Raw genomic sequence first — 25,727 nt, 5'->3', positions numbered from 1 at the left:
GGCCCGCTGCGGCCGCCACCCGAGCAGGGTTGAGCCGGCCTCCAGGCTGCACACTGTCCACAAGACGGCGTGAGGTGAGGCAACGTCAAAAGCGTTGAGCCAGGACGAAATTCTCAAGGGGTGGCCGACGGGTCACCCCTTTTCTTTGCGTTCAAGAAAATAGTTCTCGTGACTGATAACCTGTCTCAGAACCGGGCGAGGCTTTTCCAGTCTCATGATCGAGCCCTAATCCGCAGTGAGGAAAAGCATGAAGCGCATCTGGCGTATGGCAGGTGTTGGTTTGCTGGTGGCCAGCGTTGGCGCCCAGGCGGTGGCCGACGAACGCGATAACTCACCGGGCCAGGGGCAGCGCCCACAGGGCGGCGGCGGTCAGCATGAGCGCGGGCCGGAAGGCGGCGGGCGCCCGGAGAACAACCAGCCACGCCCGCAGAATCCGCATATTGATCGCGGCGGCCAGAATGGCGGCGGTCAATGGCAGGGGCGCCCGCAGGCGAATGAACAGGGGCGGCCGCAACCGCAGCCGCAGCCGTCGAATAACCTGCCGATCCAGGGGCGGCCCGATACCGTGCGCCAGACCCAGGAGCCGCGCCAGGGCTATTACCGCGATATCCCACGGCGTAACGACGACAACCGACATTGGGAGGCGGGCGGTCCAGGTTCGCGGCCTGGTGACCATGGCCGTCCCGGCGACAACCGCTGGCCGGGGCGTCCCGATGGGCACGGCAACGGTTGGGGGGCGGGCCCGCAATATCGTCCAGGCTATGTCGTCGACCGGTTCCCCGACCGCAATTACCGCGTGCCCTACCGTGGCCAGGATTACTTTTTCTCCGGCGGTTACTGGTACCGTCCACAAGGCCCGCGCTATGTGGTGGTGAGGCCACCGTATGGCATCCGGGTGCAGTACTTGCCGGACTACGCGCGTGAAGTGTGGGTGGGCGGTTCGCTATTGTTCCTGGCGGCTGGCGCCTACTACGCCTACGAACAGAACACCCAGCAATACGTGGTGGTGGAACCGCCGGCGCAGGTGCCGGCGCCTCAGCCAGCGTCGCAAGGCAATGGCTATAACGTGGTGGCCTACCCGGCCAACGGGCAATCCCCGGCTCAGGTGCAGCAGGACGGTTACGATTGTTATCGCTGGGCTGCACAGCAAAGCGGCTTTGACCCGCAGACCGCCACCTATGCCCCCGACCCGGCGGTGGTGCAAACCTACCGCCAAGCCCAGGGCAACTGCCTGAGCAGTCGCGGCTATCAGGTCCAGTATTAAGCGCTGGCGCCGGTGACCACTTCCTGCGGGTCGGCGTGCACCAGCACCTCGGCCTTCGGGTAGGCCTGATGAATGGCATCGGCGGCCTGGTCGCTGATGCCGTGGGCCACCGACAGCGTCAGTTCTCCCGGCAACTCCAGGTGCAACTGCACGAACCAGTGGTTGCCGGAAACCCGCGTGCGCAAGTCATGGGCGCCCAGCACGCCCGGTACGCTGCGGGCCAGGTCGAGCATGTGCTGGCTGATATCCGCCGGCAGTTCTTCGTCCATCAATACGGCAAAGCTTTCCCGGGCGATCTGGATGGCGCTCCACAAGATGTAGGCGGCGATGCCCAGGCCGAACCAGGCGTCCACCTGATGGAAGCCAAAGCCCGCGAGCACCAGCGCCACCAGGATGCTGCCGTTGAGCATCAGGTCGGAGCGGTAATGCAGCGAATCGGCGCGCACCGCGTTGGAGCCGGTTTCGCGGATCACCCGGTGTTGCAGCATCAACAACGCCACGGTCAGCGCCAGTGAGAACACGATTACGCCAATGCTCAGCCAGGGCGCGCCTACGGGCTCCGGGTGTTGCAAGCGTTGGTAGGCCTGAAAGGCGATCAACACCGCGCTGCCGCCGATAAACAGCGCCTGGGCCATGCCCGACAGCGACTCCGCCTTGCCGTGACCGTAACGATGATCGTCATCGGCGGGGCGCAGGGCGTAGTGCACCGCCAGCAGATTGAGCAGCGATGTCACGCCGTCGAGCAGCGAGTCGGTCAACCCGGCGAGCATGGCCACCGAGCCACTGAACCACCAGGCGATGGCCTTGGTGATGATCAACGCACTGGCCACACCCACCGAGGCGCGGGTAGCCAGGCGCAGGAGCCTGGCGTGTTCGGGACTGCTGGTCATGGCGCTGTCCTTATGCCGCAGGCTGCAGGCCCAGGGACGCCAGTTGTTGCACGCTGCCCTTGAATTGGATCAGGCGTGGATCGTCCAGCGGCAGGGTATGCCCGGTTTCCTTCTGGATGATGCCTTGCAGCTTGGCGTTGTCGACCGTGCCGTCGGCGCCGATGGCTTCGTGCAGTTTTTCCGGCGCGACTTGGGCGGTCTTGCCCGGTTCGAAGTAGATCGCCCCCGTGGCGAAGTCGACGCCGAACGCGATCAGGCCAGGGATCACATAGAACAGCAAGCCAACCGCATCGAGCACGGCAATCGCCGGGTCGATCTTGCCGTCGATCTGGCCACGGCGATCCGGGTAGAAAATCGAACCGCAGGCGGTGAGTTGGCTCAGCAGGGTGACGGCCAAGACGCCGCCAATGACACGGGAAGCGATACGCATGAAAAAGTCTCCTGAACACAATTGATAAATGACTATATCGCACTGCCTGATCGTTCCCACGCTCTGCGTGGGAATGCATGCCGTGACGCTTTGCGTCAACTTGCGCAGGTATTGGAACGCGGAGCGTTCCGGGCGGTATTCCCACGCAGAGCGTGGGAACGATCTCAGTATGGGAACGATGTTATTCAGACCCGCGCAAGCATCCGGCAGTTCGCCGTTATACTCGCCGCTCTGCTTTGGAGCCAGTATGAATTCGTTGCCGATTGATGATGTTTTACCCGCCCTGCGTGACGCCTTGGCGATTCGCCATGAAGCCGTGCTGGAAGCGCCCCCCGGCGCCGGTAAAACCACCCGCGTGCCCCTGGCCTTGTTGAATGAGCCCTGGCTCGCCGGGCAAACCATCTTGATGCTCGAACCCCGGCGTCTTGCCGCGCGGGCCGCTGCCGAGCGCCTGGCCAGCGAGTTGGGCGAGAAGGTCGGTGAAACGGTCGGCTATCGCATTCGCCTCGACAGCAAGGTCGGCCCCACTACCCGCATAGAAGTGGTCACCGAAGGCATCCTCACCCGGCGCCTGCAGGACGACCCGGCGCTGGACGGCGTGGGCCTGCTGATCTTTGACGAATTCCACGAGCGCAGCCTCGACGCCGACCTGGCGCTGGCCCTGAGCCTCAACGGCCGCGAGCTGTTTCGCGACGACCAACCGCTGAAAATCCTGCTGATGTCCGCCACCCTTGAAGGCGAGCGCCTGGCCGAGCTGCTGGATAATGCGCCGATCCTGCGCAGCGAAGGGCGCATGTTCCCGGTGCAGATGCGCTGGGGGCGGCCGTATCAGGCCGGGGAATTTATCGAGCCGCGCGTGGTGCAGACAATCCTTGAGGCCCTGCATGACGAGACCGGCAGCGTGCTGGTGTTTCTGCCGGGGCAGGCGGAGATTCGCCGGGTGCATCAACAACTGGCCGACGCCTTGGGGGATCACCCCACCGTTTTGCTGTGCCCGCTGCACGGCGAGCTCGACCTCAATGCCCAACGCGCCGCCATCGACCCGGCGCCGGCCGGCAAGCGCAAAGTGGTACTGGCCACCAACATCGCCGAAACCAGCCTGACCATCAACGGCGTGCGCGTGGTCATCGACGCCGGGTTGGCGCGGGTGCCACGCTTTGACCCCGGCAGCGGCATGACGCGCCTCGACACCCAGCGCATCTCCCGCGCCAGCGCCACCCAGCGTGCCGGCCGGGCAGGGCGGTTGGAACCGGGGGTGTGTTATCGCCTGTGGTCCGAGGACCAGCATGAAGGGCTGGCCGCCTATGGCAGCGCGGAAATCCTTGCCGCCGACCTCGCCGGCCTGGCCTTGCAACTGGCGCGCTGGGGCGTCACGCCCGCGCAGTTGGTGTGGCTGGATAGGCCACCGACCGCCGCCTACGCCCAGGCCCAGGATTTACTGGTGCGCCTCGGCGCCCTGAATGACGACACACTCAGCGCCCATGGCCAGAAAATGGCCGAGTTGCCGGCCCACCCGCGTATCGCCCACTTGCTGCTGCGCGGACAGGACCTGGGCCTCGCCGCGATGGCCTGTGATGTCGCGGCGTTGTTGGGTGAGCGCGATATCCTGCGCGGCGCCGGTGCCGACTTGCACAGCCGCCTGGCGCTGTTGTCCGGCGAAGAGCGCGCCCGTGGTACTCAGGGTGGTGTGCAACGGGCCAAGCAGTTGGCCCGCCAATATCGCGGCTATTTAAGAGGCAAGGCCACCCAACCGGTGGCCGATCCCGATCATCCGCGTTGGCTTGGCGCCTTGCTGGCGTTGGCTTACCCGGATCGCGTCGCCCAACAGCGTCGCCCCGGTGGCGCCGAATACCGTTTGGCCAATGGGCGCGCCGCGCTGTTTGCCGAAGCCGACAGTTTGATGAAACACGCCTGGCTGGTGATCGCCGACCTGGGCAGCCGCCAGGGCCAGCGTGAAGAGCGCATCTACCTGGCGGCGGCCTTCGACCCGGCGCTGTTCGACACGGTGCTGGCCGAGCAAGTGCGCAACGTCGACCAGCTCGACTGGGACGAGCGCGAAGGCGTATTGCGCGCCGAACGCCAGCGCAAGGTCGGTGAGCTGGTCCTCAGTCGTGAAGCGCTCACCGGTCTCGACGAGGCCACACGCAGCCAGGCCCTGGTTGATTTGGTCCGGCGCAAGGGCCTGGAGCTGTTGCCCTGGACACCGGAACTGCGCCAATGGCAGGCACGCGTCCTGCTGCTGCGCCAGCTCGATGCCGGCAAAACCAGCGAATGGCCCGACGTCAGCGACAGCGCTTTGCTCGCGGGCCTGGAACACTGGCTGATGCCCTACCTGGGCAAAGTCTCGCGCTTGAGTCATTTCGCCCACCTGGATATATCCAGCTACCTGCACAACCTGCTGCCCTGGCCACTGCCCCAGCGCCTCGACGAACTGGCGCCGCAGCATGTGAAAGTGCCGTCTGGCTCATCGGTGCGCCTGGACTACAGCGAGCACCCGCCGATCCTGGCGGTGCGCTTGCAGGAGCTGTTCGGGCTGGCGGATACGCCACGGATTGCCGGCGGGCGCCAGGTGGTGAAGTTGCACCTGTTGTCGCCGGCGCGGCGGCCGGTGCAGGTGACGCAGGATTTGGCGAACTTCTGGCGCAGTACCTATGCCGAGGTGAAGAAGGATTTGAAGGGGCGATACCCCAAGCATTACTGGCCGGATGATCCGTTGGTAGCCGAAGCGACGGCGCGGATCAAACCTAGGAAGCCTTGAGTGTAAGTAACTCCCCAGTCTTTTTGATGACTGGGGTGTTTACCTGAAAGTGTGGAATCACAGCAGGGGGTGTCTTGAAGGACTTAAAGCTCTTCAGGCGCGCTATCAAATTCCTTATGCGCGTTTAGCAACGACTTGCTCGATAGGGCGTGGATGCCGCAGGTGTACTCGATAAAAGAATGCTCGGCGGTTTCAGACTGGGCAATATTGTAGTTCTCAAAGGGCTGCATGGCCCTGCGCACTGGGGACTGATCCAGGATATTTTTGAATGTGGTGCTTGCGTCATCAGCGATCCACAGCCTTCTTGTTTTTCTCTGCTGGTTGCCATCGATGAATTTATGCCGGGCATGCAGGACCCGCAGGTTATCCATTACCAGAATGTCCCCTGGCTGAAGGCTGATAGGGGTCATGTAACGCTCGTTGGTGGAGTAGTGGGTCTGGATGTATTTAAACGCAGCGCTGGCCCATTCGGGAATAAAAGCAGTGCTGTCATACCGGTAGCGAATTCTTAATTTTGTGTCATCGATTTTTTCAAAGACTGCGCAATCGATGGACAACAAATCGTCGCGGCAGTAAGTGACACTGCCGCTGGTCATCAATATTTTTAATGTGTCAGCGTGATTGGCACGCAGGTCATTGTAGATTTTCTGCCCATCCACCAGGAAGTTGTCGCCGCCAAATTCAGGCTTTGAAACGCATTGGAGAATAACGAATTTGGGAGGCGTGATTTTTTTCGCAGTCCCCGCTACGTAGGCGATGCCATTCAAGAATGACCCATCGGTATGTGGGAAAAAATCGCTCGACAGTTCGCCGTGATAATCATCCTTGAAACGTTGCCAGTCCTTGTTGATTGGCTCGCCACCGCCCACCACACCATGTTTATCGGACTTGGTATGAAACTGAATCAGCCCGAACTTGCCGGCGGTCTCTCTAAAGGCTTCCAGAGAGTGGTCTTGAGGCTTGATGACGCAATATCCATGCTCTTTCAGAAACGTTGAGATTTCTTTGGTTTCAAAAAAATCAAACTTACGTGTGCTCATTTCACGCTCCTTGTTTTATTGGAAAAACTTTTATAGGCCGTTGAAAAAATGATCGAAGATCATCTTCAAACCAAAAAACGTCACCCCTGCCTTTAAAAGCATCGCGCCGACACGCTGCGATATACGGTCTCTGAGAAAGCCGCCCAAGTACGAACCCAATGTAGAGGCGGTAATCATGATGATGATCAGGTTGGCGTAATCCATGAACGCAAAACCTGCAATAACAAAGGCGGCGACCTTGAGCCCGTGCAGCACGCTCATTTGCATGGCGTGGGTGACAATGACTTCGTTTTTATTAATATTCATCTTCATCAGGATGGGCTGCGATATCAAACCGGTTACTGCCACGAACAGTGAAAGGAAGGTTTGAAAAAAGCCTACCAGTGCGAAGTTTTTAAATATAAAACCCAGGCGTGCGACGACCTTGGTCCAGGTGATGGCCAGAATGAAGAAGCCGAGAATCAGTGATAAATATTGCTCGGGAAATTTGCCAATGAAGAAGTAGCCGATGAAAGCGCCGACCAGGCAGCCGATCACATATTTAGGCAGGATTTCAACTTTTGCACTTTTGAAGTCAAACGCGAATCGGCTGGCATTGCTGACCATTTGAATCAAACCGTGAACCGGTACAACTGCGGAGATGGGGATAAATTGGGGCATTACCGCAAGCAATCCAATCCCGCCGCCCACACCAATTGCAGCCGTCATGAATGAGGTGATAAAACTGACGCCCACCAATAGATACAAACCATCAGAAAGTTCGAGCATTATTAATTCCTGTCCAATTTTATAAAACGTAAAGCGTACATATTGATGCGCTGGCTTTTCACAGGGTGAATTAACCGGGCGCAATCGCCTGCTAGCGCGCTGAAAGAGTCAGGCGCTTTAAATCTTGCGTAGAAGTGGGTATCGATACGTGATTAAAGGGCAGCCGTGATAGCCGTTACTTAACCTTCCCGCGATAAGTCATTAGAACTTCATCACCCTGAAGTGATGCGATACGTGCCGCAAGCTACGTCATGACTACCGGGGTAGAACATGTATATGTTTTACCCACAGACACGGTCATAGCGAGCCTCTCATACTGCCTGCGCTTTACTGCTCGGGCAGGGCCCAGGCGATGATGCTGTCGCCTAACTTGGTTGGGATCCGGTCATGACCGCCAACCACTGCCACAACGTACTGTCGACCCTGGCTCATATAGGTCAAGGGCGAAGCCTGATTGCCTGCCGGAAGGCGTTCTTCCCAGAGCAGTTCGCCGCTTTCGCTGTTGTAAGCCCGCATAAACCGGTCAATAGCGGCACCGATAAACGTCACGCCGCCGGCGGTTGTCACACCCGTTGCATCACTCGGTGTACCGATTTCGAAGCGCATCCGGGAGGCGATCCCCCAAGGTCCGCTGTCATAGCCTGTGCCGAACGGGCGGCTCCAGACGACATCGCGAGTGCGCAGGTCGATACCGGAGATAAAGCCCCAGGGTGGCGCAATGCAAGGCTGGTCAAGGGATGACATCCACGGATCTTTAATCGCGCCGTAAGGCAAGCCGGCCTGGACGCGGAAGCCCTGGGCATTGCCCGGCGACTCCTGGAACGACTTGGCATTGATGGCGTCGAGTTGTTCGCGAGGCACCAGCCCCTGCATATAAGGGAGGCGCTGGTTATTGATGATCAGCAGCCCTCGCTTGAGGTCTACCATCACACCGCCCCAGTTCAAGCCCCCATGATGGCCGGGGAAGATCAGGCTTTGCTGGCCCACGACCGGCGGGGTGAAGATCCCTTCGTAGCGTGCCTGGCGAAATTCGAGGCGACATTGCATCTGATCGAAAGGTGTCAGGCCCCAGGCATTGGCTTCGGTCAGCACTTCCGGTGTTTTCGATGGGCGCCCCATGGTGCTCGGCATATCAGGGGACAGTGGCTGGGTGGCTGCGGTGTAGTCTCCCGGGGCTGTGCCCTGTGGGACGGGAGCTTGCACGACATCCACCAGCGGTTCGCCGGTGGCGCGGTCAAGCACGAACAACTGGCCGGATTTGGTCGCTTGGATCACGGCCGGGCGTGGCCCGGCAGCCGACGGAAAATCAATCAGGCTGGGTTGCGGGCTCAGGTCGTAGTCCCATAGATCATGGTGGACTGTCTGGAAGTGCCAGCGGACCTTACCGGTGGTGGCGTCCAGTGCGACCAAAGAAGAGCTGAACTTGTCTTCTTGTTCTGTGCGAGTGCCGCCATAGAAGTCGCCCGCTGCGTTGCCGGTGGTGACGTATACCAGGCCCAGCTCATCGTCGGCCGACAACGGTGCCCACGAGTTGGGCGTGCTGAGGGTGTAGGTTTCGTTGTCGCGAGCGGGGGCGTTGGTGTCTGGACGGCCCAAATCCCAGGCCCACTTCTGTTTGCCGGTCACTGCATCGTAGGCGCGCACCACGCCCGAGGGGGCAGGGCGCACATCCGAGTCGAGCACTCGGCCCCCGGTGATCACGACCCCGCGAATGACCAGAGGGGCAGACGTAATGCCCGTCGAGCCTTTTCTGAAGGTGCCCAGCCCTTCTTTCAAATCCGCAAAACCTGCGTTGCCGAAGTCGGGGCAAGCCTGGCCGGTCAGGGCGTCTACCGCTCCCAGGCGAATATCATTGGTGCCCCAGATGATGCGCGAGGCGCACAAGCCACTGGCATTGGGGACTTCGAAATAAGAGACACCACGGCAGTAGGCGCCGCCATTGGCAAAGTAGTCCGGGTCGACTTTGGAGTCGAACCGCCAGTTCTCCTTTCCGGTGGTGGCATCCAGGGAAATGATGATTTGCTTGGGGGTGCAGGTGTAGAGCGAATTACCTACCTTGATCGGCGTGGCTTCGTTCAAGTACTTGGTTTTCTCACCGGGTTGCTTCACGTCGCCGTGGTGGTATTCCCAGGCTTTGACCAGGCCCGACACATTTGAAGGCGTGATTTGCGACGCGGCTGAATAGTGGTTGCCCAGGTTGGAGCCTGCATAGGCGGTCCAGTTGGTCTCGGTGTGTGACGCGGCAGTATTGCCGTCTGGAGAAGCGACGGTACTGCGGCTGAAGGCGGCGGTGGGGCGTATGGTGGCGAGCGCCGAGTCGGCGAGGTGAACGCTTTTGGGGAAGAACAGCGGCACCAGGATGGTGGCCCCCATCACCAGCGGCAGCATTCCCATGATGATCAAGTAATGACTTTTTCTGGCATTGGCAAAATCACGCCGTACCAAGGGCCAGAACGCCAGGAACGGCACGCTGAGAATCGCCAGCCAGGCCAGGCGTGGAATATAGGCCCAGCCATCGTAACCAGACTCCCACACCGCCCAGGCGTAGGTGGCCACAGAGGCTGCGCCATAAAGGTAGAGACCGAGGGACTTTTTCAGGCCCATGAGGATGGCCGATAACAACAACGCGGTGCCCATCATCGCGTAATAGGGTGAGCCGCCCGCGGTCATCAGCGCGCCGCCGTTATAGGCCAGCATCACGCCAAGCAGGGCAACCACTGTGTTGTACACCCCGAACAGGAGGTTTGAGACTCCCGCTGCGCTACCCAACGTCCTTTCGTTCATGGCAACCATCCCTGTGCGATTCGATACGGATCCGTGTCCGAGCGGCGCGCATGATTGCCTATTGTTGTAATGAAATACAATATGCAGTGGAAAAATTAACTGTTTGGTGATTTTTTTGTATTCTGCTTTGAGAGGAAACAATTGTGCTAGGCTGCTTGGCCCCGTTATTGGGCGGGATGGCGAAGCTCCGGCACTGACGGGTAGTCAGTGACGTGCTCTAGATTTGGCTATCTTCTGGCATGACGCGCTGATCAGTCTTGAGTCGGCCGACTTGATCCAGGTGGCGCCAGAGAAACTGTGCGGCTTCTTCACGCCGGTCAGACTCGATGAGGTCGAGCAAATGGATGTGTTCCTGGCATTGCGCCTTCAGACGCGTGCGATCGATGTTGGCCTTGTAGCCCATAAAGCGCCTGAGCTGATTCTGGTGGCGTATGGCGTCGATGAAAAACACATTGCCGGAACACTGCACGATCATTTCGTGAAACTGGGCGCCCACCTGGAACAATTGCGCGCGGGACAAAGTCTGGATCTCGCCGTCGATCAGGGCTTGTTGCTGTTGCCTGGCCTGGGCAAACGCGGCGTGATCGATCTGATAACCGGGCTCAAGCAGCGCCGCCGGTTCGATGGCCATTCGGAAACGGTAGCTTTGAATGTGCGCCTGCGTGTTATGCACGAAGTCCTTGAGGCCCCACCCTTGGCCCGGCTTACGCTCCACCATGGCTTCGCTGGCCAGCCTGTTCAGCACCTTGAGCAACTGCCCTCGGGGCACCTCGTAACGCCGCAACAACTGCGCTTCGAAAAAGTGCGCAGGTATTTCCCCGCTCAGGATGTCGTCGACCACACGCAGGTAAAAGTCCTCGAAAGGATCGCTGGCGCAAGGGACTGCGGCTTCCTGAATCTGCCCGGCACCTTGTTTAAGGAAGTAGCCACGATTGGGCTCCTGAATGGCAAGGTCCCATTCGGCGAGCAAGGCGAAAACCCGCCGGATCGGCGAGCGCGACACCCCAAGCGCTTGCGCAAATGTCTGCTCGCGCAAGGGCTCACCGGCTTTCATCGAACGGGCGCGAACCATGTCGATGACGCGTGGGGCCAACTGCAGGGCGAGGTCTTTCTTGATCACAGGTTTTATTCCGAATGGTTAGCTTCAGTCCGTTCCCGTCGGGGCAGATGCCCCCACCGCACTGGAGTGGGAAAATACCATACGAAGAGCATGAGTATTTGCACTGACCACTTTCGATAGCGTGGCGCTGGAGCCGCGAAGGAGGCTCCAGGCTGATGATTTGTTTATTCCCAGGATGGATATTTACCCATGCTCAAATTCAATGCTCACCTCGGTTTTCAATTTAACGAATTGCCTTTTCTGCAACGCATCGAAGCCGCTGCCGCTGCCGGTTTCAGTGCGGTGGAGTTCCCGTCACCCTATGAATTCGACGCAAGCCTGCTCGCCGACCACCTGGCCCAATACAACCTGCCGTTGATTCAGTTCGCGGCACCGGCTGGTGTTACCAAGGGCATCGCTGCCTTGCAAGGCAAGGAGCAGGAATTTCGCGATGGGCTGCGCGAGGCGGCCCGCTATGCGAAGGCGCTGAACTGCTCGGATGTGCACATCATGTCTGGCGTGACCACGCCCCAGGATGAGAGCGCGCCTGCCTATGCAAGTAACTTGGAATACGCGGTCAAGTACCTCGAAGATCAGGGTTTGCGAACGCTGATTGAAGTGATCAGCCCGCAAGCGATGCCAGGCTATTACCTGTCCGACTTCAGCAAGGCCCAACAGGTGCTGGAAACCTTTACGAGTGTCGGACTGATTCTGGATCTTTACCATGCTCAGCTGTTGACCGGCGACGCAGCCGGGGTGCTGGCGCAGTTTTACGACAGAACCGTCCATGTACAAATCGCCGACAACCCGGGGCGTCATGAGCCGGGCACTGGGAACATGGACTTTGCCGCCTTGTTCGCGGCGCTGGAGCAGCGTGGCTACCCTGGGTGGATCGGCTGTGAATACCGCCCATCCGGCACCACTGTTGCCAGCCTTGAGTGGCTTAAGCCGCTGCATGCCTAGGTGTTGAAAGGCTAGGGGTCATTGCGCGGCAGGCAGCAGGAACCGGCCAATCACCGGCAAATGGTTGGAAATACGCAACGTGTCTTCCTGCCTTACCTTGGCCGCCACCCGCTTGATCCGCGAGCTGTAGAACAGGTAATCCAGCGTACGGTCCGGCCCGTCGAGGCTTGGGTCATTGGGGAAATGCGTCAGCCATTTCTCTCGGTCGATCCCGCTGGATTCACTGTTGCTCGGGATCATCGGGTATCTGTCCCACAGCAGATGCAGCTCACTGTCCGGCGAATATTGGCCGCGTTTTTGCGCATCCAGGCGCAGGAATTGGCCCAGCGGCAGCGCATTGAAATCCCCGCCAATCACCCAGGGCGTGCCACGGCCTTCCAGTTTATCCAACAACTTCACGGTGGCCTGCACTTGCTCCTGCACGGCACTGCGTCCAGGCATGCCGCCGTCCAGCCGCGTGTTGAGCACCGCCAGTTGGCCACCGTCGCTCAGGGGCAGGTAAGTCAACAACAGGGCAGGCTTGGGCTGGAATTGGCGGCTGATGAAGTTGGCCTGCGGGGTCGGCAATTGCAGGCGCTCGGCGTGTTCGATCTGGTAGCGGCTGAGGGTCGCCAATTTGCGGCCGACGCTGCCGAAGATATGCAGGTTGGGCACAAAGTCAGCTTTCCAGTCGAAGGCCTGGGCGCTGCAGGGGTAGAGGTCGACCAGGCGCTCCTGCAGTAAGGCAAGCTGGTCCTGATAGTGGGAAGGCTTTGCGCCTTCGTCGATTTCCTGCAACAGCAGGATGTCGGGCTGTTCGTCGCGGATCACCCGTGCCACTTCGTCAAGGCTGAAGGCCATGTCTTCAACCGTGGGGCGCTCGTCCGGGCCGCTGCCGTCGGCGGTGTCGTACCAGAACACGTAGTTCTTGCCGGCCAGGTATTGCACGTTCCAGGTCATCACCTTGAGTGCCTGCCCCGGCAGCAGGGTCGGCGCACGCGGCGCGACACAGCTGACGGGCAGGGTTTCCTTGGCGACGGGGCGCCAGGTCAGGCTGTAGACCAGGGCCGTCAGCAGGCCCGCAATCAGCAGCAGGCTCAACAGGGTGATGCGCAATAAACGGGTCATCGGCTCGGCTTATGTGCGTTTCAGGATGGGCACGGAGCATATCACCGCACGTCGGCGTCGCCACCGATCAACATGAATAAACGGAACAGCACCACACTGGTGAACAGTTGCAGGAAACTGTGGGCGCTGTCCATTAACAGCCCCAGCAATGGCGCGGGTTCGGGATAGGCCGCCACGCTGGCGCCCTTGAGCAGCCACAGCGGGGTCATCACGCACAATAGGCACACCAGGATTCGCCAGAAGTGCCCACGGGTCAGGCGCAGGCTTTCCTTCATCGCTTCAAGCGCCGACATGCCGCGCAAAACCAGCAGGTACTCGGCGAACGCCAGCACCACCATCAGCCACAGGCCCGGCAGGAAATACAGCGACAGCCCGAGCAGAATCAGCAGCGTGCTCATGGCGGTCAGCAGGGCGAAGCGCGGCCACATCGCCAGCGCCATGGCCCACACGTCCTTGGTGCGTGGCGATTCGCCACGGGTGCGAGCGTCGAGAAACAGGATCAGCGCGCCGGTATACAACGGGTACACCAGCAGTCCCACTACCACGCTGTAACCGCTGAAGGCATCCGGGCCCAGCGTGTGGTCGAGCACCTGTTGCAGCAGGGCTTCGAGGATTACCAGCGGCAGGCACAGCTGGACGATGGCGCCCAGGTTGCGTTGGGTGAAGCGCAAGGAGTCGCGCAGTACGTCTAGCGGATTCATCAGAGTCATCACAGGCCGAAAAAGCAGGGGCACACTTTAACCGATAGCGGGCCTGGGCAAGCAAACGTAAACCTTGCGTAAAGACCATTGAAACAATTGGTAACAGCCCCATAACTAGGGCGTACCTTGCCTGACGCCAGGCGGGACCCTGATTTTTACCGGCAATCTAACGAGGTCGCCATGAACAGCGAAGAACAAACCCTGATCGACGGACTGTTTTCACGGTTGCAGCAAGCCGAAACGGACTCAGCCCCCCGCGACGCCCAGGCCGAAGCGCGGATCAAGGAACACATGACTCGCCAACCGGCCGCCGGCTACTACATGACCCAGTCGCTGCTGGTGCAGGAACACGCGCTGCAGAGCCTCGATGCGCAAAACAAGCAGCAGGCCCAGCAGATCCAGCAATTGCAGGAAGAGCTGCAGCGCGCCAAGTCCGCGCCAGCGGCCCCGGCGAGCGGCGGCGGGTTTCTCTCGAGCATCTTTGGCGGCGGCGGTTCGCGCGATGCACAGCCTGCACCGAGCAACGCGGGCGGCGGTTGGCGTGAACCGGCGCGGCCAGCCTTCAACCAGCCGGCACCGCAACAGAATTATCAACAGCCGCAACCACCGGCCGCCGCCGCGCCTGCGGGCAGCGGGTTCCTCGGTGGCGCGATGAAAACCGCTGCCGGCGTGGCCGGTGGTGTGTTGCTCGCCGAAGGCATCAGCAGCCTGTTCCACCACAACCAGCAGCCGCAGGTGGTGGAAGAAATCATCGAGCAACCGGCGCCTGCCAGTGATCAAGGTGGCTGGGGCAACGATGATCAGAAAATCGCAGGCAATGACAGCTGGGGCAACAACAACGCGGACAGCTTCGCCGACAGCGATTATTCCGACGATTCCTCCTCCTTTGGCGATGACGATTCCTTCGTCTGACACACCCGGCCGGGGCGCTACGGCGCTCCGGTCTGATTTTTTCCCGGAAACCTTCCCTTGGCTGGCATACTGGCACCCTTTCCGGGCGCTGGCGCCTGGCTGTCATTGAGGAAGTGCGGTGAAGAAAATTGCAGTGTTCGCCGATGTGCAAAACCTCTATTACACCGTTCGCCAGGCCTATGGCTGCCACTTCAACTACGCGGCGCTGTGGGCGGATATCAGTGCCCATGGGCAGATCGTGGAGGCGTACGCCTACGCCATTGACCGTGGCGACAGCAAACAGCAGCAGTTCCAGCAGATCCTGCGCAACCTCGGCTTTATCGTGAAGCTCAAGCCTTACATCCAGCGCAGTGACGGCTCGGCCAAGGGCGACTGGGACGTCGGCATCACCATCGACATCATGGACGCCGCCGCGAACGTCGACGAAGTGGTGCTGGCCTCCGGCGATGGCGATTTCGACATGCTGCTCGACCGCATCATCCACAAGCATGGCGTGCAGGCCGTGGCCTACGGCGTGCCGGGGCTGACGGCCAACTCACTGATACGCGCCGCCAGCCGCTACGTGCCGATCGAAGGCGCGTTGCTGCTTAAATAAGCGCTGTGGCTCACTCAATTGTCAGACGGAGTTGGAACAGGTTTGGAACGTATAGCGGTCATCGACTTTGAAACCACCGGCATCACCCCGAGCAACCACTGCCGGGCCACGGAAATTGGCGTGGTCATCCTTGAGCGCGGGCAAATCGTCGACCGCTACCAGAGCCTGATGAATGCCGGCGTACGCGTGCCAGGCTTTATCGAACAACTCACCGGCATCAGCAACGCCATGCTGCGCAGCGCGCCGCCGGCCGAGCGGGTGATGAACGAGGTCAACGAGTTCGTCGGCACCACGCCGTTGATGGCGCACAACGCCGCGTTCGACCAGAAGTTCTGGGATTTTGAGCTGAGCCTGATCCGCCGCACCCGCCTGCAGAAATTCGCCTGTTCTTTATTGCTGGCTCGTCGGTTGATGCCTTCGGCGCCAAACCACAAGCTCGGCACCCTCAACACCTACGCCCAACTGCCCCACACCGGCAAGGCTCACCGGGCGCTGGCGGATGCGGAAATGGCCGCCAACCTCACCGCGCACCTGGCCCAGGAACTGCGCCAGACCCATGGCCTGCGTGAGCTGTCGCATGATTTGCTGTGCACCTTGCAGAAAGTGCCGGCGGCGAAGATCAATGAGCACCTGAAGAAACATCGCGGGTTCTGAAAACCCCGCAATTCCAAATGTGGGAGGGGGCTTGCTCCCGATAGCTGAGTGTCAGTCGCCAGATGTACTGGCTGACATACTGCCGGGAGCAAGCCCCCTCCCACATTAGTTATGTGTTGTTCATCGAGGCTGTGTGCACGCCAACGCCTGGTCCACCACCCCCTTCGCCATCTCCACCAAATGCATCACCGCCCGCTGCGGCGCCTTCATCACCTCTCCCGAGGCATGTGCCGTCTCCACCGCGCAATGCAACAGATCCGCCGCATGGGCCAGGGCTTCTTCGAAGCTCAGGTTGTCATTCAGGATAAAAATGGGCGCATCCGGGGCGGATGCTTTGAGGTAGTAGTCGATGGCGCGACGGTGAAGCAGGGCGTCTTCGCTGAGGAAGTCGGCTTTGGACTTGGGTGGAGCGGGGGTGACTTTGACCATGGTGAAACTCCTTTGAGAAAAAGAAGCCATGACCACTCGCTTGCACGCGAATAGGTGGCAGCTGTACGCAGGTGTGCAAGACCGGGGCAAAGGAAACCCGGCAGACCCGAAGGTCTCCAGCGCACAGCCGCCATAACAGATGAACGCCGCCATAAAAAATGGGCGTTGAGATGTAGGGCGCTTGTGCACCTTTGCTGGTCGGACTTGCACGTCCGGTCACCGAACATTCGATGACGGGGCGAGACTAGCTACCGAATCCGACGGAAACAAGGCCGTGGGATTCTCTAGGAATCGTCCCGCAAATGAAAGAGATCGGTCTTGCTGGCTATGGAATATCGGCCTTTTTTCAGCTCGTTCCCACGCTCTGCGTGGGAATGCCGCTTGCGACGCTCCGCGTTGCGATCAGCTCCACGACCAAGTGTACGGGCGGTTTAAACAGGTTTTGTAACTTATGTTTATCCCTCTGCCTTTCTAGAATAAGCCTCCCACCTCCTGCCATAGAGCCGCCCAATGCCTGGCCCACGTCGCTTTCCCTTACCGTTGATCGCCGCCTTTTTTGCGTTGTATGTGATCTGGGGTTCCACTTACCTGGTGATTCGCATCGGCGTGGAGTACTGGCCGCCGTTGTTGCTGGCGGGGATTCGGTTTTGCACGGCGGGCGCGTTGATGTATGGCTACCTCAGGTGGCGGGGCGCGCCCGCGCCGACGTGGGCGCAGTGGAAGGCTGCCGGGATGATCGGCATCTTGCTGCTCACCGTGGGCAATGGCGGCGTCAGCGTGGCGGAACATATGGGCGTGTCGTCCGGCGTGGCCGCGTTGGCGGTGGCGACGGTACCGTTGTTTACCTTGTTGTTCGGTTTTTTCTGGGGCGCGCGTAATACGCGGCTGGAATGGGCCGGGGTGATCCTGGGGATTATCGGCATCGCCATGCTGAATATGGGCAGCACTCTGCAATCGAGCCCGATGGGCGCGGTGTTGCTGTTGATGGCGGCGGCTTCCTGGGCGTTCGGTTCGGTGTGGAGCCGCCACTTGCCGCTGCCCCAGGGCGCGATGGCGAGCGCTGCGGAAATGCTGGTGGCCGGCGTGGCGTTGTTGATTGTCAGCGTGGCGTCAGGTGAGCAGTTGCAGGCGATGCCGCCATTGGAAGGCTGGCTGGCCCTGGCCTATCTGACGGTGTTTGGCTCGATCATCGCCTTCAACGCCTACATGTACCTGCTCAAGCATGTGCGCCCGGCGGCGGCCACCAGCTATGCCTATGTGAACCCCGCCGTGGCGGTGTTGCTGGGGATTGTGTTCGTCGGCGAGTCCATCGGCCTGGAAGAAGCCCTGGCGATGCTGGTGATCATCAGTGCCGTATTGCTGATCAGCCTGCCGCAGTGGCGCAAGCCGAAGGCGGAAATAAGGTAAACTGCCGCGCATTACGCCCTTGCGCTGAATTTTTCCTACGGTAAACACATGACTTTCGCCTCCCTTGGCCTGATCGAACCCTTGCTGCGCGCCCTTGAGACGCTTGGCTACCAGACCCCGACGCCGGTGCAGGCGCAAGCCATTCCGGCGGTGCTGGCCGGTCGTGACCTGATGGCCGCGGCCCAGACCGGCACCGGCAAGACCGCCGGCTTTGCCTTGCCGCTGCTGCAACTGCTGACGATGGAAGGGCCGAAAGTCGCCGCCAATTCGGCGCGTGCGCTGATCCTGTGTCCCACCCGCGAACTGGCCGAGCAGGTTCACGCCAGCGTCGCCGAGTACGCCCAACACCTGCCACTGACCACTTACGCGGTATATGGCGGCGTGAGCATCAACCCGCAGATGATGAAGCTGCGCAAGGGCGTGGACATCCTGGTTGCCACGCCGGGTCGCCTGATCGACCTGTTTCGCCAGAACGCGCTGAAACTCAATCAGCTGCAAACCCTGGTACTGGATGAAGCCGACCGCATGCTCGACCTGGGCTTCTCCGAAGAGCTTGCGAATATCTACCGCATGCTGCCGAAAAAGCGCCAGACCCTGCTGTTCTCCGCCACTTTCTCCGATGACATCCGCCTGCTGGCCGGGCAGATGCTCAACGACCCGCTGAGCATCGAAGTCAGCCCGCGCAACGTCGCCGCCAACACCGTGAAACAGTGGGTGGTGCCGGTGGATAAAAAGCGCAAGGCGGAGCTGTTCGTGCACCTGATGCGCAAGGGCCGTTGGAAACAGGTGCTGGTGTTTGCCAAAACCCGCAACGGCGTGGATGCGCTGGTGGATAAGTTGCAGGGGCTGGGCATCAACGCCGACGGCATCCATGGCGACAAACCCCAGGCCACCCGCCAGCGTGCGCTGGACCGCTTCAAGGCCAGCGACGTGCAGATTCTGGTCGCCACCGACGTGGCGGCCCGTGGCCTGGACATCGAAGACTTGCCGCTTGTGGTCAATTTCGACCTGCCGATCGTCGCAGAAGACTACATCCACCGCATCGGCCGCACCGGTCGCGCGGGCAACACCGGCGAGGCGATTTCGCTGGTGTGCGCCGATGAAGTGAACATGCTCTCGGCGATCGAAATGCTGACCCGCCAGACCCTGACCCGCAAGATGGAACCGGACTTCGAGCCGGAACACCGCGTGCCGGATACCGATGCCAGCGGGCAGGTGGTAAAGAAGCCGAAAAAGCCGAAGAAGCCCAAGACGTCGGGTGGCGGTGGTAAGCGCAATTTGGGCAAGTGGGTGGACAGCGGCGACGTGGCGCCGGCGGAGCCTTCGATCAAGCCGGTGCGCAAAGTGCCGGTTTTCAACACCGGGCCGCGTAAGAAGAAGTGATTTTGCGGTGTGGCTGATGGCCTCATCGGGGGCTTGCCCCCGATGGCGGCTTCGAATCCACCACCCCTCTCAGCTATTAAGCCATTCCAACAGCCCAAGCCCAGCCGCCCGGCCACTGGCAAAACACCCCGTCAGCAAATACCCGCCGGTCGGCGCCTCCCAGTCCAGCATCTCCCCGGCACAAAACACGCCCGGCATTTGCTTGAGCATCAGCCGCTCATCCAGCGCTTCGAACGGCACACCGCCGGCCGTGCTGATGGCTTCATCCAGTGGCCGCGTCCTGACCAGTTTCAATGGCAACGCTTTGATATCCACCGCCAACTGCGCCGGGTCATTGAAGTGCTCAGCAGGTGCCAGCTCACGCAACAGCGCCGCCTTGACCCCATCCAGGCCCAGTTGACTGTGTAAATGCTTGCTCATCGACCGCGACCCGCGCGGCTTGGCCAGTGCCGCCTGCACCTTGTGCAACGGCTTGCTCGGCAGCAGATCGATATGCACGGTGGCGGCGCCGTCGCGGTTGATCGTTTCCCGAATCGGCGCTGACAGGGCATAGATCAGGCTGCCTTCGATACCCGTGGCGGTCACTACGCATTCGCCCAGGCGAGGTTTATCGTCGCCCAGCCCAATGGCGACGTTTTTCAACGGCGCCCCGGCGAATTTGCTGACCATCAAGTCGCTCCACGCCGACACCTCGAAACCGCAGTTGCTCGGCTGCAGGCGCACATAAGGCACGCCACGCTCTTCGAATAAATTGAGCCAGGCGCCATCGGAGCCCAGGCGCGACCAGCTGCCGCCGCCCAAGGCCAGGAGCACCGCAGCGCTGCGCACGGTTTTCTCGCCCTCCGGGCTGTGGATAAGTAAGTCGCCTTCAGCATTCCACCCCAGCCAACGATGCCGGGTGTGGATAACCACACCTTGTTCACGCAGGCGCTTGAGCCAGGCCCGCAGCAGCGGCGCGGCTTTCATGTCCGTAGGAAATACGCGGCCAGAGGTGCCGATAAAGGTTTCGATGCCCAGGCCGTGAATCCACTCGCACAATGCTTCGGCACCGAAGCTGCGCAATAACGGCGCCATGTGCGGCGCGCGGTCGGCATAGCGCGAGAGGAACGCCGGGTAGGCTTCGGAGTGGGTGATATTCATGCCGCCCACGCCGGCCAGCAGGAACTTGCGCCCCACGGAAGGCATGCCGTCATACAGCTCCACGCGCACGCCCGCCCGGCTCAGGACTTCTGCGGCCATCAGCCCGGCAGGGCCGCCGCCGATGATGGAGACAGGGTGAGGAGAAGTCTGAGGCATGGGCAGGGCTACGGTGCTGTGAATAGGCCGAGCATTCTACCCGACGAAGGCGTAGCTGCCTGATCAAAAAACGTACACTTTCCTACAAGCCATACGGCTAAGCGCTTTCAGGCCGTTACGCTCAAGTTATCCACAGCTGGTTCCACAGGCATTGTGGGTAACGTCCACAGTTCAATGACAACCTGATGACGTCCACACGCGCTGCGCGCTGTGGTGCAGGATGCCGTGGCGGCGGGCCAGGGCAGGGCGGTCCTTGCTGTAGCCGCCACCGATCACGCCCATCAGCGGAATGTCGCGGCCCAGGCAGTGCCGCATCACGCTTTCATCGCGGGCGGCGACACCGGCATCGGTCAGCTTGAGGTAACCGAGTGCATCGTCCTTGTGTACATCCACGCCGGCGTCGTACAGCACCAGGTCCGGCTGGTAGAGCGGCAGCAGGTAGTTGAGCGCGTCATCCACCACCTTTAGGTAGTCGGCATCGCCCATGCCCATCGGCAACGGAATGTCCCAGTCGCTCTGGGCCTTGCGCGCCGGAAAGTTTTTTTCGCAGTGCAGCGATACGGTGATGGCATCCGGCGTGTCGTGCAGGATGCGCGCGGTGCCGTCGCCCTGGTGTACGTCGCAGTCGAAGATCAGCACACGGTTGACCCGACCGCTGGCCAGCAGGTAATGGCTGATCACGGCCAGGTCATTGAAGATGCAAAAGCCCGCCGGGTAATCGTAGTGGGCATGATGGGTGCCACCGGCGAGGTGGCAGGCCAGGCCGTGCTCCAGCGCCTGCTCCGCCGCGAGGATCGAGCCGCCCACCGCGCGCACGGTGCGGCGCGCCAGGGCTTCGCTCCACGGCAGGCCGAGGCGCCGTTGGTCCTCGCGAGACAACTCGCCGCTCATATAGCGTTCGATATACCCAGGTTCATGGGCCAGGCCCAGAATCTCTGCCGGGCACAACTGCGGGCGCAGCAAATGGCTGTCCTCGGTCAGGCCGCTGTCCACCAGGTGATCGCGCAACAGGCGAAACTTGTCCATGGGGAAGCGGTGGTCCGCAGGGAACTCGGGGCTGTAGTCATCGTGGTAGATCAATGGCAAGGGCATGGGATTTTCTGACTGGAATCTGCGTCGGATCTTACCAGCGCTGTACACTCACGCACATGGCAAGGGAGGGGACCCATGGAGCCGATACTGGAATTGGAAAGCGCACGGCTGGTCATGCGCCAATGGCGTGACAGCGACCTGCTGGCCTTTGCGCAAATGTGCGCCGACCCGCAGGTGATGCGTTATTTCCCGGCTAAATTGAGCCACCTGGAAAGCGCTGCACTGATTGGCCGGATCCGCGGCCACTTCGCCGAATATGGTTTTGGCTTTTGGGCTTTGCAGCGCAAGGACACCGGTGAATTCATCGGCCTCACCGGGCTGCAGAACGTCAGTTTTGAAGCGAATTTCACCCCGGCGGTGGAAATCGGCTGGCGTCTGGCCCGCGAGCACTGGGGCCTGGGTTACGCCAGCGAGGCGGCCTGGACCGCATTGCGCTGTGGTTTCGATCGCTTGAGCCTGGATGAGGTCGTCGCCTTCACCACCGAAGCCAATCTGCCATCACAAAAAGTCATGCAGGCCATCGGTATGCATTACGATCCGCAGGCAGATTTCGAACACCCCAAAGTCGCAGCCGATGACCCGCTGCGTCCGCATGTTTTATACCGCATCACCCGCGCCCAATGGTTGGACACGCTGCACGGATAAGCAGCCCGGAATGCCCTATCGAGTTTAGGAGTTGCTCTATGAGCCAAGTATTGGAAGATCTGGTGGACTTGCTGACCCTGGAGCCGATCGAGGAAAACCTCTTTCGCGGCCGCAGCCAGGACCTGGGTTTTCGCCAATTGTTCGGTGGCCAGGTGCTCGGCCAGTCGCTGTCAGCGGCCAGCCAGACTGTAGAAGAAGCGCGCCACGTGCATTCGCTGCACGGTTATTTCCTGCGTCCAGGCGACGCCGCATTGCCGGTGGTGTATTCGGTGGACCGCGTGCGCGACGGCGGCAGTTTCAGCACGCGCCGCGTCACGGCGATCCAGAAGGGCCACCCGATTTTCACCTGCACCACCTCGTTCCAGTACGACGAAGCAGGTTTCGAACACCAGACCACCATGCCCGTGGTGGTCGGCCCGGAGAACCTGCCGTCGGAGCTGGAACTGACTCAGCAGCGTGCGCACCTGATCCCGGAGCATATGCGCGACAAGCTGCTGTGCCCCAAGCCCATCGAAGTGCGGCCTGTTACCGAAAAAGACCCGTTCAACCCGCAGCCGTCCGACCCGGTCAAGTACGTGTGGTTTCGTGCCGACGGCGCCCTGGCCGATGCGCCGGCGTTGCATAAATACCTGCTGGCCTACGCCTCGGACTTCGGCCTGTTGACCACCTCGCTGCTGCCCCATGGCAAGACCGTGTGGCACAAAGATATGCAGGTCGCCAGCCTCGACCACGCGCTGTGGTTCCACGCTGATCTGCGCGCCGATGATTGGTTGCTGTATGCCATGGACAGCCCATGGGCCGGCAATTCCCGAGGGTTTTCCCGGGGCAGCGTGTACAACCGCGCCGGGCAACTGGTGGCGTCGGTGACCCAGGAAGGCTTGATTCGTCATCGCAAGGACTGGGCATGAGCCTGGCCGACGTCCGGCATTGGGTGTTTGATATGGACGGCACCCTCACGGTGGCCGTGCATGATTTTGCGGCCATCCGCGTGGCGCTGGAGATTCCTGCTGAAGACGATATTCTCACGCACCTTGCCGCATTGCCGGCGGATATCGCGGCGGCCAAGCATGCCTGGTTGCTGGAACACGAGCGCGAACTGGCGCTGGGTTCGGTCGCCGCCGCGGGCGCGGTGGAACTGGTGCGCGAGCTGGCCGCACGCGGTTATCGCCTGGGCATTTTGACGCGCAATGCGCAGGAACTGGCGCATGTCACCCTGGCAGCGATTGGCTTGGCGGACTGTTTTGCCGCCGATGACGTGCTGGGGCGTGAGGACGCACCGCCCAAGCCGGATCCGGGCGGCTTGTTGAAGCTGGCGGCGGCCTGGGATGTCACACCGAGCGAGATGGTGATGGTTGGCGATTACCGCTTCGACCTGGATTGCGGCCGGGCGGCCGGGACGCGGACGGTGCTGGTTAATTTGCCGCAGAACCCGTGGCCGGAACTGGCGGATTGGCATGCCGAGGATTGTGCGGCGTTGCGCCGAATGATCTAGCCCAGGCAATGAAGGTCAACTGTGGGAGGGGGCTTGCTCCCGATAGCGGTCTGTCAGCTAAATATGTGCTGGTTGACACACCGCCATCGGGAGCAAGCCCCCTCCCACATGTTTATCCGGTTTCGGCAGTTATTGCGCGAACAGGACTTTCTGGCCCTCGGGCGAGGTAAACATTTTATCCCCGTCATGCCCCACTCCCGGTACTTCTACCAGCCTGTGACCCAACTGCGGATGCCGCTGCTTGAGGGCGTCAAAATAGTTGTGCCCGCGAATCAGCCTATACGCACCCTGGGTTTCGGCTTCGCAGCTTTTGTCCAGCGCCGGGTGGTTGGGGTCGGTGTCTTGTTGGCCCAGCAGGTACGTGACATCGCGTGAAACATAAGCCTGCTCCAGTTGCTCGGCGCCCTGGCCCTTGGCGTAGTCCGGTACACCTTGCATGCCGTACTTCCAGTCGTTGAAATCAGGGCAACCGGCCGTTTCGAACTTCACCGGCCGTTGTGGGCTGAAGTAGGCGTAGGACGATGGGTTGGCCACCACATACCGCAGGCGGATGCCTTCGGTCTGCAGCATTGGGTGAGCGTGGCCGGTGACCGCGAAGCGCTGTACCACCTGGCCGCCACCGGAATGGCCGGCGACGACGATTTCTTTCAGATGCGGGAACAGTGCGCGGTTGCCCAGGTGTTGGATGATCTGGTCGAGGGCGCCAAAAGAGCTGACCGCGCCCGGACCGATGGACGGCGCGCCGGCCATCCAGTCATTGCCCTTCCAGCGCAGCACCTGGTCATCCAGGTGGTGACGTTCAACGTCCGACTGGTTGAGAAACTGCGGCGCAATCACCAGCACGGTACCGCCAGCCCCGGCATGGGCCGCGGCATCGATCCCGCTTTTCAGATAGGTCTGCGCATTGCGCAGGCGGCCGTGCACGATAATCAGCGCGCGGGTGACCTCCGGCAGCGGCTGGCGCCAATCCTGGCTCAAGCCCAGGCTGAGCTCGCCCGCATCCACATGAAAACGCTCAGGGCTGACCAGGTTGACGCCGTGTTCGGCAGCCAACGCTGAACAGGACATCAACCACGCCAGCAGCCAGCCCACGCGTTTATGCATTTAAAGACTCTTGGCCGTAAAGGTATCGCACTGGGCGATCTGCCCCTGGGCGAAGCCGGTCTTGAACCAGCGCACGCGCTGAGCCGACGTGCCGTGGGTAAACGAGTCCGGCACCACGCGCCCTTGGCCCTGCTGCTGCAGGCGGTCGTCGCCAATGGCGTTGGCGGCATTCAGTGCTTCTTCGATATCGCCGGGTTCCAGCCAATTCAGGCGCTTTTGCGCGCGGTTGGCCCAGACGCCGGCAAAGCAGTCGGCTTGCAGCTCCTGGCGGACCAGCAGGCCGCCGTCGCCTTGCATCGGCCGACCCTGCTGGCGCGCGGCCTGGATCTTGGACGAGATGCCAAGCAGGGTTTGTACGTGATGCCCGACTTCGTGGGCGATCACATACGCCTGGGCGAAATCGCCTGCGGCCTGGAAGCGTTGCGACATTTCACGGAAGAAATCCAGGTCCAGGTACACCTGCTGGTCAGCCGGGCAATAGAACGGGCCGCTGGCCGAGGTGGCGCCCCCGCAGGCGGAGTTCACCCGGCCACGGAACAGGATCAGTTTCGGGTTCTTGTAAGCCAGGCCGTTCTCCTGGAACACCTGGCCCCAGGTGTCTTCGGTATCGCCCAGCACCGCGCGCACGAAGTCGGCCTGCTCGTCGTTGGCCGGCGGAGCCTGACGCGATTGCGTGCTGACCGACGGCGCCTGCTCCATCTGGCCGGTCAATTGGCCGAGGATCTGCATCGGGTCCTGGCCGGTGAGCCAGCCGATGCCGACGATCAGCACGATAGCGGTCAGGCTCAGGCCCTTGCCGCCACCGAAGCGCATCCCGCCACCGCCGCCACCGCCGCCACCGCCGCTGTCATCGCGGGCATCCACCACGTTGTCGCTGCGTCGGCCTTTTTTCCATAGCATGGGGCAATCCTCTT

At 61.1% G+C, this 25,727-nt stretch carries 24 protein-coding genes; 11 read left to right on the top strand and 13 right to left on the bottom strand.

The genetic code is table 11. From position 1 onward, the window contains the following. The first annotated feature begins 247 nt into the window (after window positions 1-247). Entirely contained in the window at window positions 248-1,264 is a 1,017-nt protein-coding gene (locus C4J85_RS23675; RefSeq protein WP_124410856.1) for a DUF6515 family protein, read from the top strand. Here C4J85_RS23675 and C4J85_RS23670 read toward each other — a convergent pair. Both C4J85_RS23670 and C4J85_RS23665 read right to left on the bottom strand, forming a co-directional pair. Beyond that, a complete protein-coding gene (locus C4J85_RS23670; protein ID WP_124405367.1) occupies window positions 1,261-2,154 on the bottom strand; it encodes a cation diffusion facilitator family transporter in 894 nt (297 codons plus the stop codon). The genes C4J85_RS23675 and C4J85_RS23670 overlap by 4 nt on opposite strands. A gap of 10 nt (window positions 2,155-2,164) precedes the next feature. Continuing rightward, window positions 2,165-2,584 carry a polyribonucleotide nucleotidyltransferase gene (locus C4J85_RS23665; RefSeq protein WP_124368458.1) on the bottom strand — a complete coding sequence of 140 codons (420 nt, stop codon included), beginning with the start codon at window positions 2,582-2,584 and terminating at the stop codon, window positions 2,165-2,167. Between the two features lie 247 nt (window positions 2,585-2,831). Here C4J85_RS23665 and hrpB point away from each other — a divergent pair, with 247 nt between their 5' ends. Further along, window positions 2,832-5,342 (top strand): ATP-dependent helicase HrpB, encoded by a 2,511-nt coding sequence (hrpB, locus tag C4J85_RS23655; protein WP_124410855.1) that lies wholly within the window; start codon window positions 2,832-2,834, stop codon window positions 5,340-5,342. An 83-nt stretch (window positions 5,343-5,425) separates the two neighbouring features. On the opposite strand, the gene C4J85_RS23650 is transcribed toward hrpB, so the two are convergent. The 4 genes from C4J85_RS23650 to C4J85_RS23635 all read right to left on the bottom strand — a co-directional run bounded on the left by C4J85_RS23650 (window position 5,426) and on the right by C4J85_RS23635 (window position 11,054). After that, window positions 5,426-6,382, bottom strand: a complete 957-nt coding sequence (locus C4J85_RS23650) for a TauD/TfdA family dioxygenase (protein WP_124368456.1) — start codon at window positions 6,380-6,382, stop codon at window positions 5,426-5,428. A gap of 30 nt (window positions 6,383-6,412) precedes the next feature. After that, on the bottom strand, window positions 6,413-7,150 hold the full coding sequence (locus tag C4J85_RS23645; protein WP_124410854.1) for a TSUP family transporter: 738 nt from the start codon (window positions 7,148-7,150) through the stop codon (window positions 6,413-6,415). Between the two features lie 327 nt (window positions 7,151-7,477). Beyond that, window positions 7,478-9,934, bottom strand: a complete 2,457-nt coding sequence (locus tag C4J85_RS23640; RefSeq protein ID WP_124410853.1) for a membrane-bound PQQ-dependent dehydrogenase, glucose/quinate/shikimate family — start codon at window positions 9,932-9,934, stop codon at window positions 7,478-7,480. A gap of 217 nt (window positions 9,935-10,151) precedes the next feature. Further along, complete coding sequence (locus tag C4J85_RS23635; protein ID WP_124410852.1) at window positions 10,152-11,054, bottom strand: GntR family transcriptional regulator; 903 nt, start codon at window positions 11,052-11,054, stop codon at window positions 10,152-10,154. A 189-nt stretch (window positions 11,055-11,243) separates the two neighbouring features. Between C4J85_RS23635 and C4J85_RS23630 the strand changes: the two genes are divergently transcribed. Next, a complete protein-coding gene (locus C4J85_RS23630; protein WP_124410851.1) occupies window positions 11,244-11,996 on the top strand; it encodes a hydroxypyruvate isomerase family protein in 753 nt (250 codons plus the stop codon). An 18-nt stretch (window positions 11,997-12,014) separates the two neighbouring features. Here the strand turns inward: C4J85_RS23630 and C4J85_RS23625 are convergent, their stop codons facing one another. Both C4J85_RS23625 and C4J85_RS23620 read right to left on the bottom strand, forming a co-directional pair. Beyond that, window positions 12,015-13,103 (bottom strand): endonuclease/exonuclease/phosphatase family protein, encoded by a 1,089-nt coding sequence (locus C4J85_RS23625; RefSeq protein WP_124410850.1) that lies wholly within the window; start codon window positions 13,101-13,103, stop codon window positions 12,015-12,017. Between the two features lie 41 nt (window positions 13,104-13,144). Then, entirely contained in the window at window positions 13,145-13,804 is a 660-nt protein-coding gene (locus C4J85_RS23620) for a YciC family protein (protein ID WP_124408250.1), read from the bottom strand. Between the two features lie 180 nt (window positions 13,805-13,984). Here C4J85_RS23620 and C4J85_RS23615 point away from each other — a divergent pair, with 180 nt between their 5' ends. The 3 genes from C4J85_RS23615 (at window position 13,985) to C4J85_RS23605 (ending at window position 15,965) form a co-directional block, all read left to right on the top strand. Then, a complete protein-coding gene (locus C4J85_RS23615; RefSeq protein WP_124410849.1) occupies window positions 13,985-14,716 on the top strand; it encodes a DUF2076 domain-containing protein in 732 nt (243 codons plus the stop codon). A 118-nt stretch (window positions 14,717-14,834) separates the two neighbouring features. Continuing rightward, entirely contained in the window at window positions 14,835-15,311 is a 477-nt protein-coding gene (locus C4J85_RS23610) for an NYN domain-containing protein (protein WP_124410848.1), read from the top strand. Window positions 15,312-15,353: 42 nt separating this feature from the next. Next, window positions 15,354-15,965, top strand: coding sequence for a PolC-type DNA polymerase III (locus C4J85_RS23605; RefSeq protein WP_124371950.1), 612 nt, complete (start codon window positions 15,354-15,356; stop codon window positions 15,963-15,965). Window positions 15,966-16,085: 120 nt separating this feature from the next. On the opposite strand, the gene C4J85_RS23600 is transcribed toward C4J85_RS23605, so the two are convergent. Continuing rightward, window positions 16,086-16,394, bottom strand: coding sequence for a DUF6124 family protein (locus C4J85_RS23600; RefSeq protein WP_124410847.1), 309 nt, complete (start codon window positions 16,392-16,394; stop codon window positions 16,086-16,088). Between the two features lie 510 nt (window positions 16,395-16,904). On the opposite strand from C4J85_RS23600, the gene yedA reads away from it, so the two are divergent. Beyond that, a complete protein-coding gene (gene yedA, locus C4J85_RS23595) occupies window positions 16,905-17,801 on the top strand; it encodes a drug/metabolite exporter YedA (RefSeq protein WP_124410846.1) in 897 nt (298 codons plus the stop codon). A gap of 48 nt (window positions 17,802-17,849) precedes the next feature. Next, on the top strand, window positions 17,850-19,184 hold the full coding sequence (locus tag C4J85_RS23590) for a DEAD/DEAH box helicase (protein ID WP_124405361.1): 1,335 nt from the start codon (window positions 17,850-17,852) through the stop codon (window positions 19,182-19,184). A gap of 69 nt (window positions 19,185-19,253) precedes the next feature. Here C4J85_RS23590 and C4J85_RS23585 read toward each other — a convergent pair whose 3' ends face one another. Beyond that, complete coding sequence (locus C4J85_RS23585) at window positions 19,254-20,480, bottom strand: TIGR03862 family flavoprotein (protein ID WP_124410845.1); 1,227 nt, start codon at window positions 20,478-20,480, stop codon at window positions 19,254-19,256. A 171-nt stretch (window positions 20,481-20,651) separates the two neighbouring features. After that, entirely contained in the window at window positions 20,652-21,572 is a 921-nt protein-coding gene (locus C4J85_RS23580) for a histone deacetylase (protein ID WP_124410844.1), read from the bottom strand. 75 nt (window positions 21,573-21,647) lie between these two features. On the opposite strand from C4J85_RS23580, the gene C4J85_RS23575 reads away from it, so the two are divergent. Genes C4J85_RS23575 through C4J85_RS23565 form a run of 3 tightly spaced genes read left to right on the top strand, consistent with a single transcriptional unit; the run spans window position 21,648 to window position 23,709 of the window. Continuing rightward, complete coding sequence (locus tag C4J85_RS23575) at window positions 21,648-22,217, top strand: GNAT family N-acetyltransferase (protein ID WP_124410843.1); 570 nt, start codon at window positions 21,648-21,650, stop codon at window positions 22,215-22,217. 38 nt (window positions 22,218-22,255) lie between these two features. Continuing rightward, on the top strand, window positions 22,256-23,125 hold the full coding sequence (tesB, locus tag C4J85_RS23570) for an acyl-CoA thioesterase II (protein ID WP_124364513.1): 870 nt from the start codon (window positions 22,256-22,258) through the stop codon (window positions 23,123-23,125). Next, complete coding sequence (locus C4J85_RS23565) at window positions 23,122-23,709, top strand: HAD family hydrolase (protein WP_124410842.1); 588 nt, start codon at window positions 23,122-23,124, stop codon at window positions 23,707-23,709. Before tesB ends, C4J85_RS23565 begins: the two co-directional genes overlap by 4 nt. A gap of 129 nt (window positions 23,710-23,838) precedes the next feature. On the opposite strand, the gene C4J85_RS23560 is transcribed toward C4J85_RS23565, so the two are convergent. Further along, window positions 23,839-24,813, bottom strand: a complete 975-nt coding sequence (locus C4J85_RS23560) for an alpha/beta hydrolase (RefSeq protein ID WP_124368443.1) — start codon at window positions 24,811-24,813, stop codon at window positions 23,839-23,841. Then, entirely contained in the window at window positions 24,814-25,713 is a 900-nt protein-coding gene (locus C4J85_RS23555; protein WP_124410841.1) for a neutral zinc metallopeptidase, read from the bottom strand. It abuts the gene before it with no gap. Window positions 25,714-25,727 lie beyond the last annotated feature (14 nt).

The organism is Pseudomonas sp. R4-34-07, from assembly GCF_003852375.1.
Taxonomy (GTDB): Bacteria; Pseudomonadota; Gammaproteobacteria; order Pseudomonadales; family Pseudomonadaceae; genus Aquipseudomonas.
This window is presented reverse-complemented; position numbering and strand designations above follow the sequence as displayed.

What these genes read in the sequence shown, in the direction of transcription:
- C4J85_RS23675 (WP_124410856.1), top strand. Translation starts at nt 248, where the DNA reads ATGAAGCGCATCTGGCGTATGGCAGGTGTTGGTTTGCTGGTGGCCAGC.
- C4J85_RS23670 (WP_124405367.1), bottom strand. Translation starts at nt 2,154, where the DNA reads ATGACCAGCAGTCCCGAACACGCCAGGCTCCTGCGCCTGGCTACCCGC.
- C4J85_RS23665 (WP_124368458.1), bottom strand. Translation starts at nt 2,584, where the DNA reads ATGCGTATCGCTTCCCGTGTCATTGGCGGCGTCTTGGCCGTCACCCTG.
- hrpB (WP_124410855.1), top strand. Translation starts at nt 2,832, where the DNA reads ATGAATTCGTTGCCGATTGATGATGTTTTACCCGCCCTGCGTGACGCC.
- C4J85_RS23650 (WP_124368456.1), bottom strand. Translation starts at nt 6,382, where the DNA reads ATGAGCACACGTAAGTTTGATTTTTTTGAAACCAAAGAAATCTCAACG.
- C4J85_RS23645 (WP_124410854.1), bottom strand. Translation starts at nt 7,150, where the DNA reads ATGCTCGAACTTTCTGATGGTTTGTATCTATTGGTGGGCGTCAGTTTT.
- C4J85_RS23640 (WP_124410853.1), bottom strand. Translation starts at nt 9,934, where the DNA reads ATGAACGAAAGGACGTTGGGTAGCGCAGCGGGAGTCTCAAACCTCCTG.
- C4J85_RS23630 (WP_124410851.1), top strand. Translation starts at nt 11,244, where the DNA reads ATGCTCAAATTCAATGCTCACCTCGGTTTTCAATTTAACGAATTGCCT.
- C4J85_RS23625 (WP_124410850.1), bottom strand. Translation starts at nt 13,103, where the DNA reads ATGACCCGTTTATTGCGCATCACCCTGTTGAGCCTGCTGCTGATTGCG.
- C4J85_RS23620 (WP_124408250.1), bottom strand. Translation starts at nt 13,804, where the DNA reads ATGAATCCGCTAGACGTACTGCGCGACTCCTTGCGCTTCACCCAACGC.
- C4J85_RS23615 (WP_124410849.1), top strand. Translation starts at nt 13,985, where the DNA reads ATGAACAGCGAAGAACAAACCCTGATCGACGGACTGTTTTCACGGTTG.
- C4J85_RS23600 (WP_124410847.1), bottom strand. Translation starts at nt 16,394, where the DNA reads ATGGTCAAAGTCACCCCCGCTCCACCCAAGTCCAAAGCCGACTTCCTC.
- yedA (WP_124410846.1), top strand. Translation starts at nt 16,905, where the DNA reads ATGCCTGGCCCACGTCGCTTTCCCTTACCGTTGATCGCCGCCTTTTTT.
- C4J85_RS23590 (WP_124405361.1), top strand. Translation starts at nt 17,850, where the DNA reads ATGACTTTCGCCTCCCTTGGCCTGATCGAACCCTTGCTGCGCGCCCTT.
- C4J85_RS23585 (WP_124410845.1), bottom strand. Translation starts at nt 20,480, where the DNA reads ATGCCTCAGACTTCTCCTCACCCTGTCTCCATCATCGGCGGCGGCCCT.
- C4J85_RS23580 (WP_124410844.1), bottom strand. Translation starts at nt 21,572, where the DNA reads ATGCCCTTGCCATTGATCTACCACGATGACTACAGCCCCGAGTTCCCT.
- C4J85_RS23575 (WP_124410843.1), top strand. Translation starts at nt 21,648, where the DNA reads ATGGAGCCGATACTGGAATTGGAAAGCGCACGGCTGGTCATGCGCCAA.
- tesB (WP_124364513.1), top strand. Translation starts at nt 22,256, where the DNA reads ATGAGCCAAGTATTGGAAGATCTGGTGGACTTGCTGACCCTGGAGCCG.
- C4J85_RS23565 (WP_124410842.1), top strand. Translation starts at nt 23,122, where the DNA reads ATGAGCCTGGCCGACGTCCGGCATTGGGTGTTTGATATGGACGGCACC.
- C4J85_RS23560 (WP_124368443.1), bottom strand. Translation starts at nt 24,813, where the DNA reads ATGCATAAACGCGTGGGCTGGCTGCTGGCGTGGTTGATGTCCTGTTCA.
- C4J85_RS23555 (WP_124410841.1), bottom strand. Translation starts at nt 25,713, where the DNA reads ATGCTATGGAAAAAAGGCCGACGCAGCGACAACGTGGTGGATGCCCGC.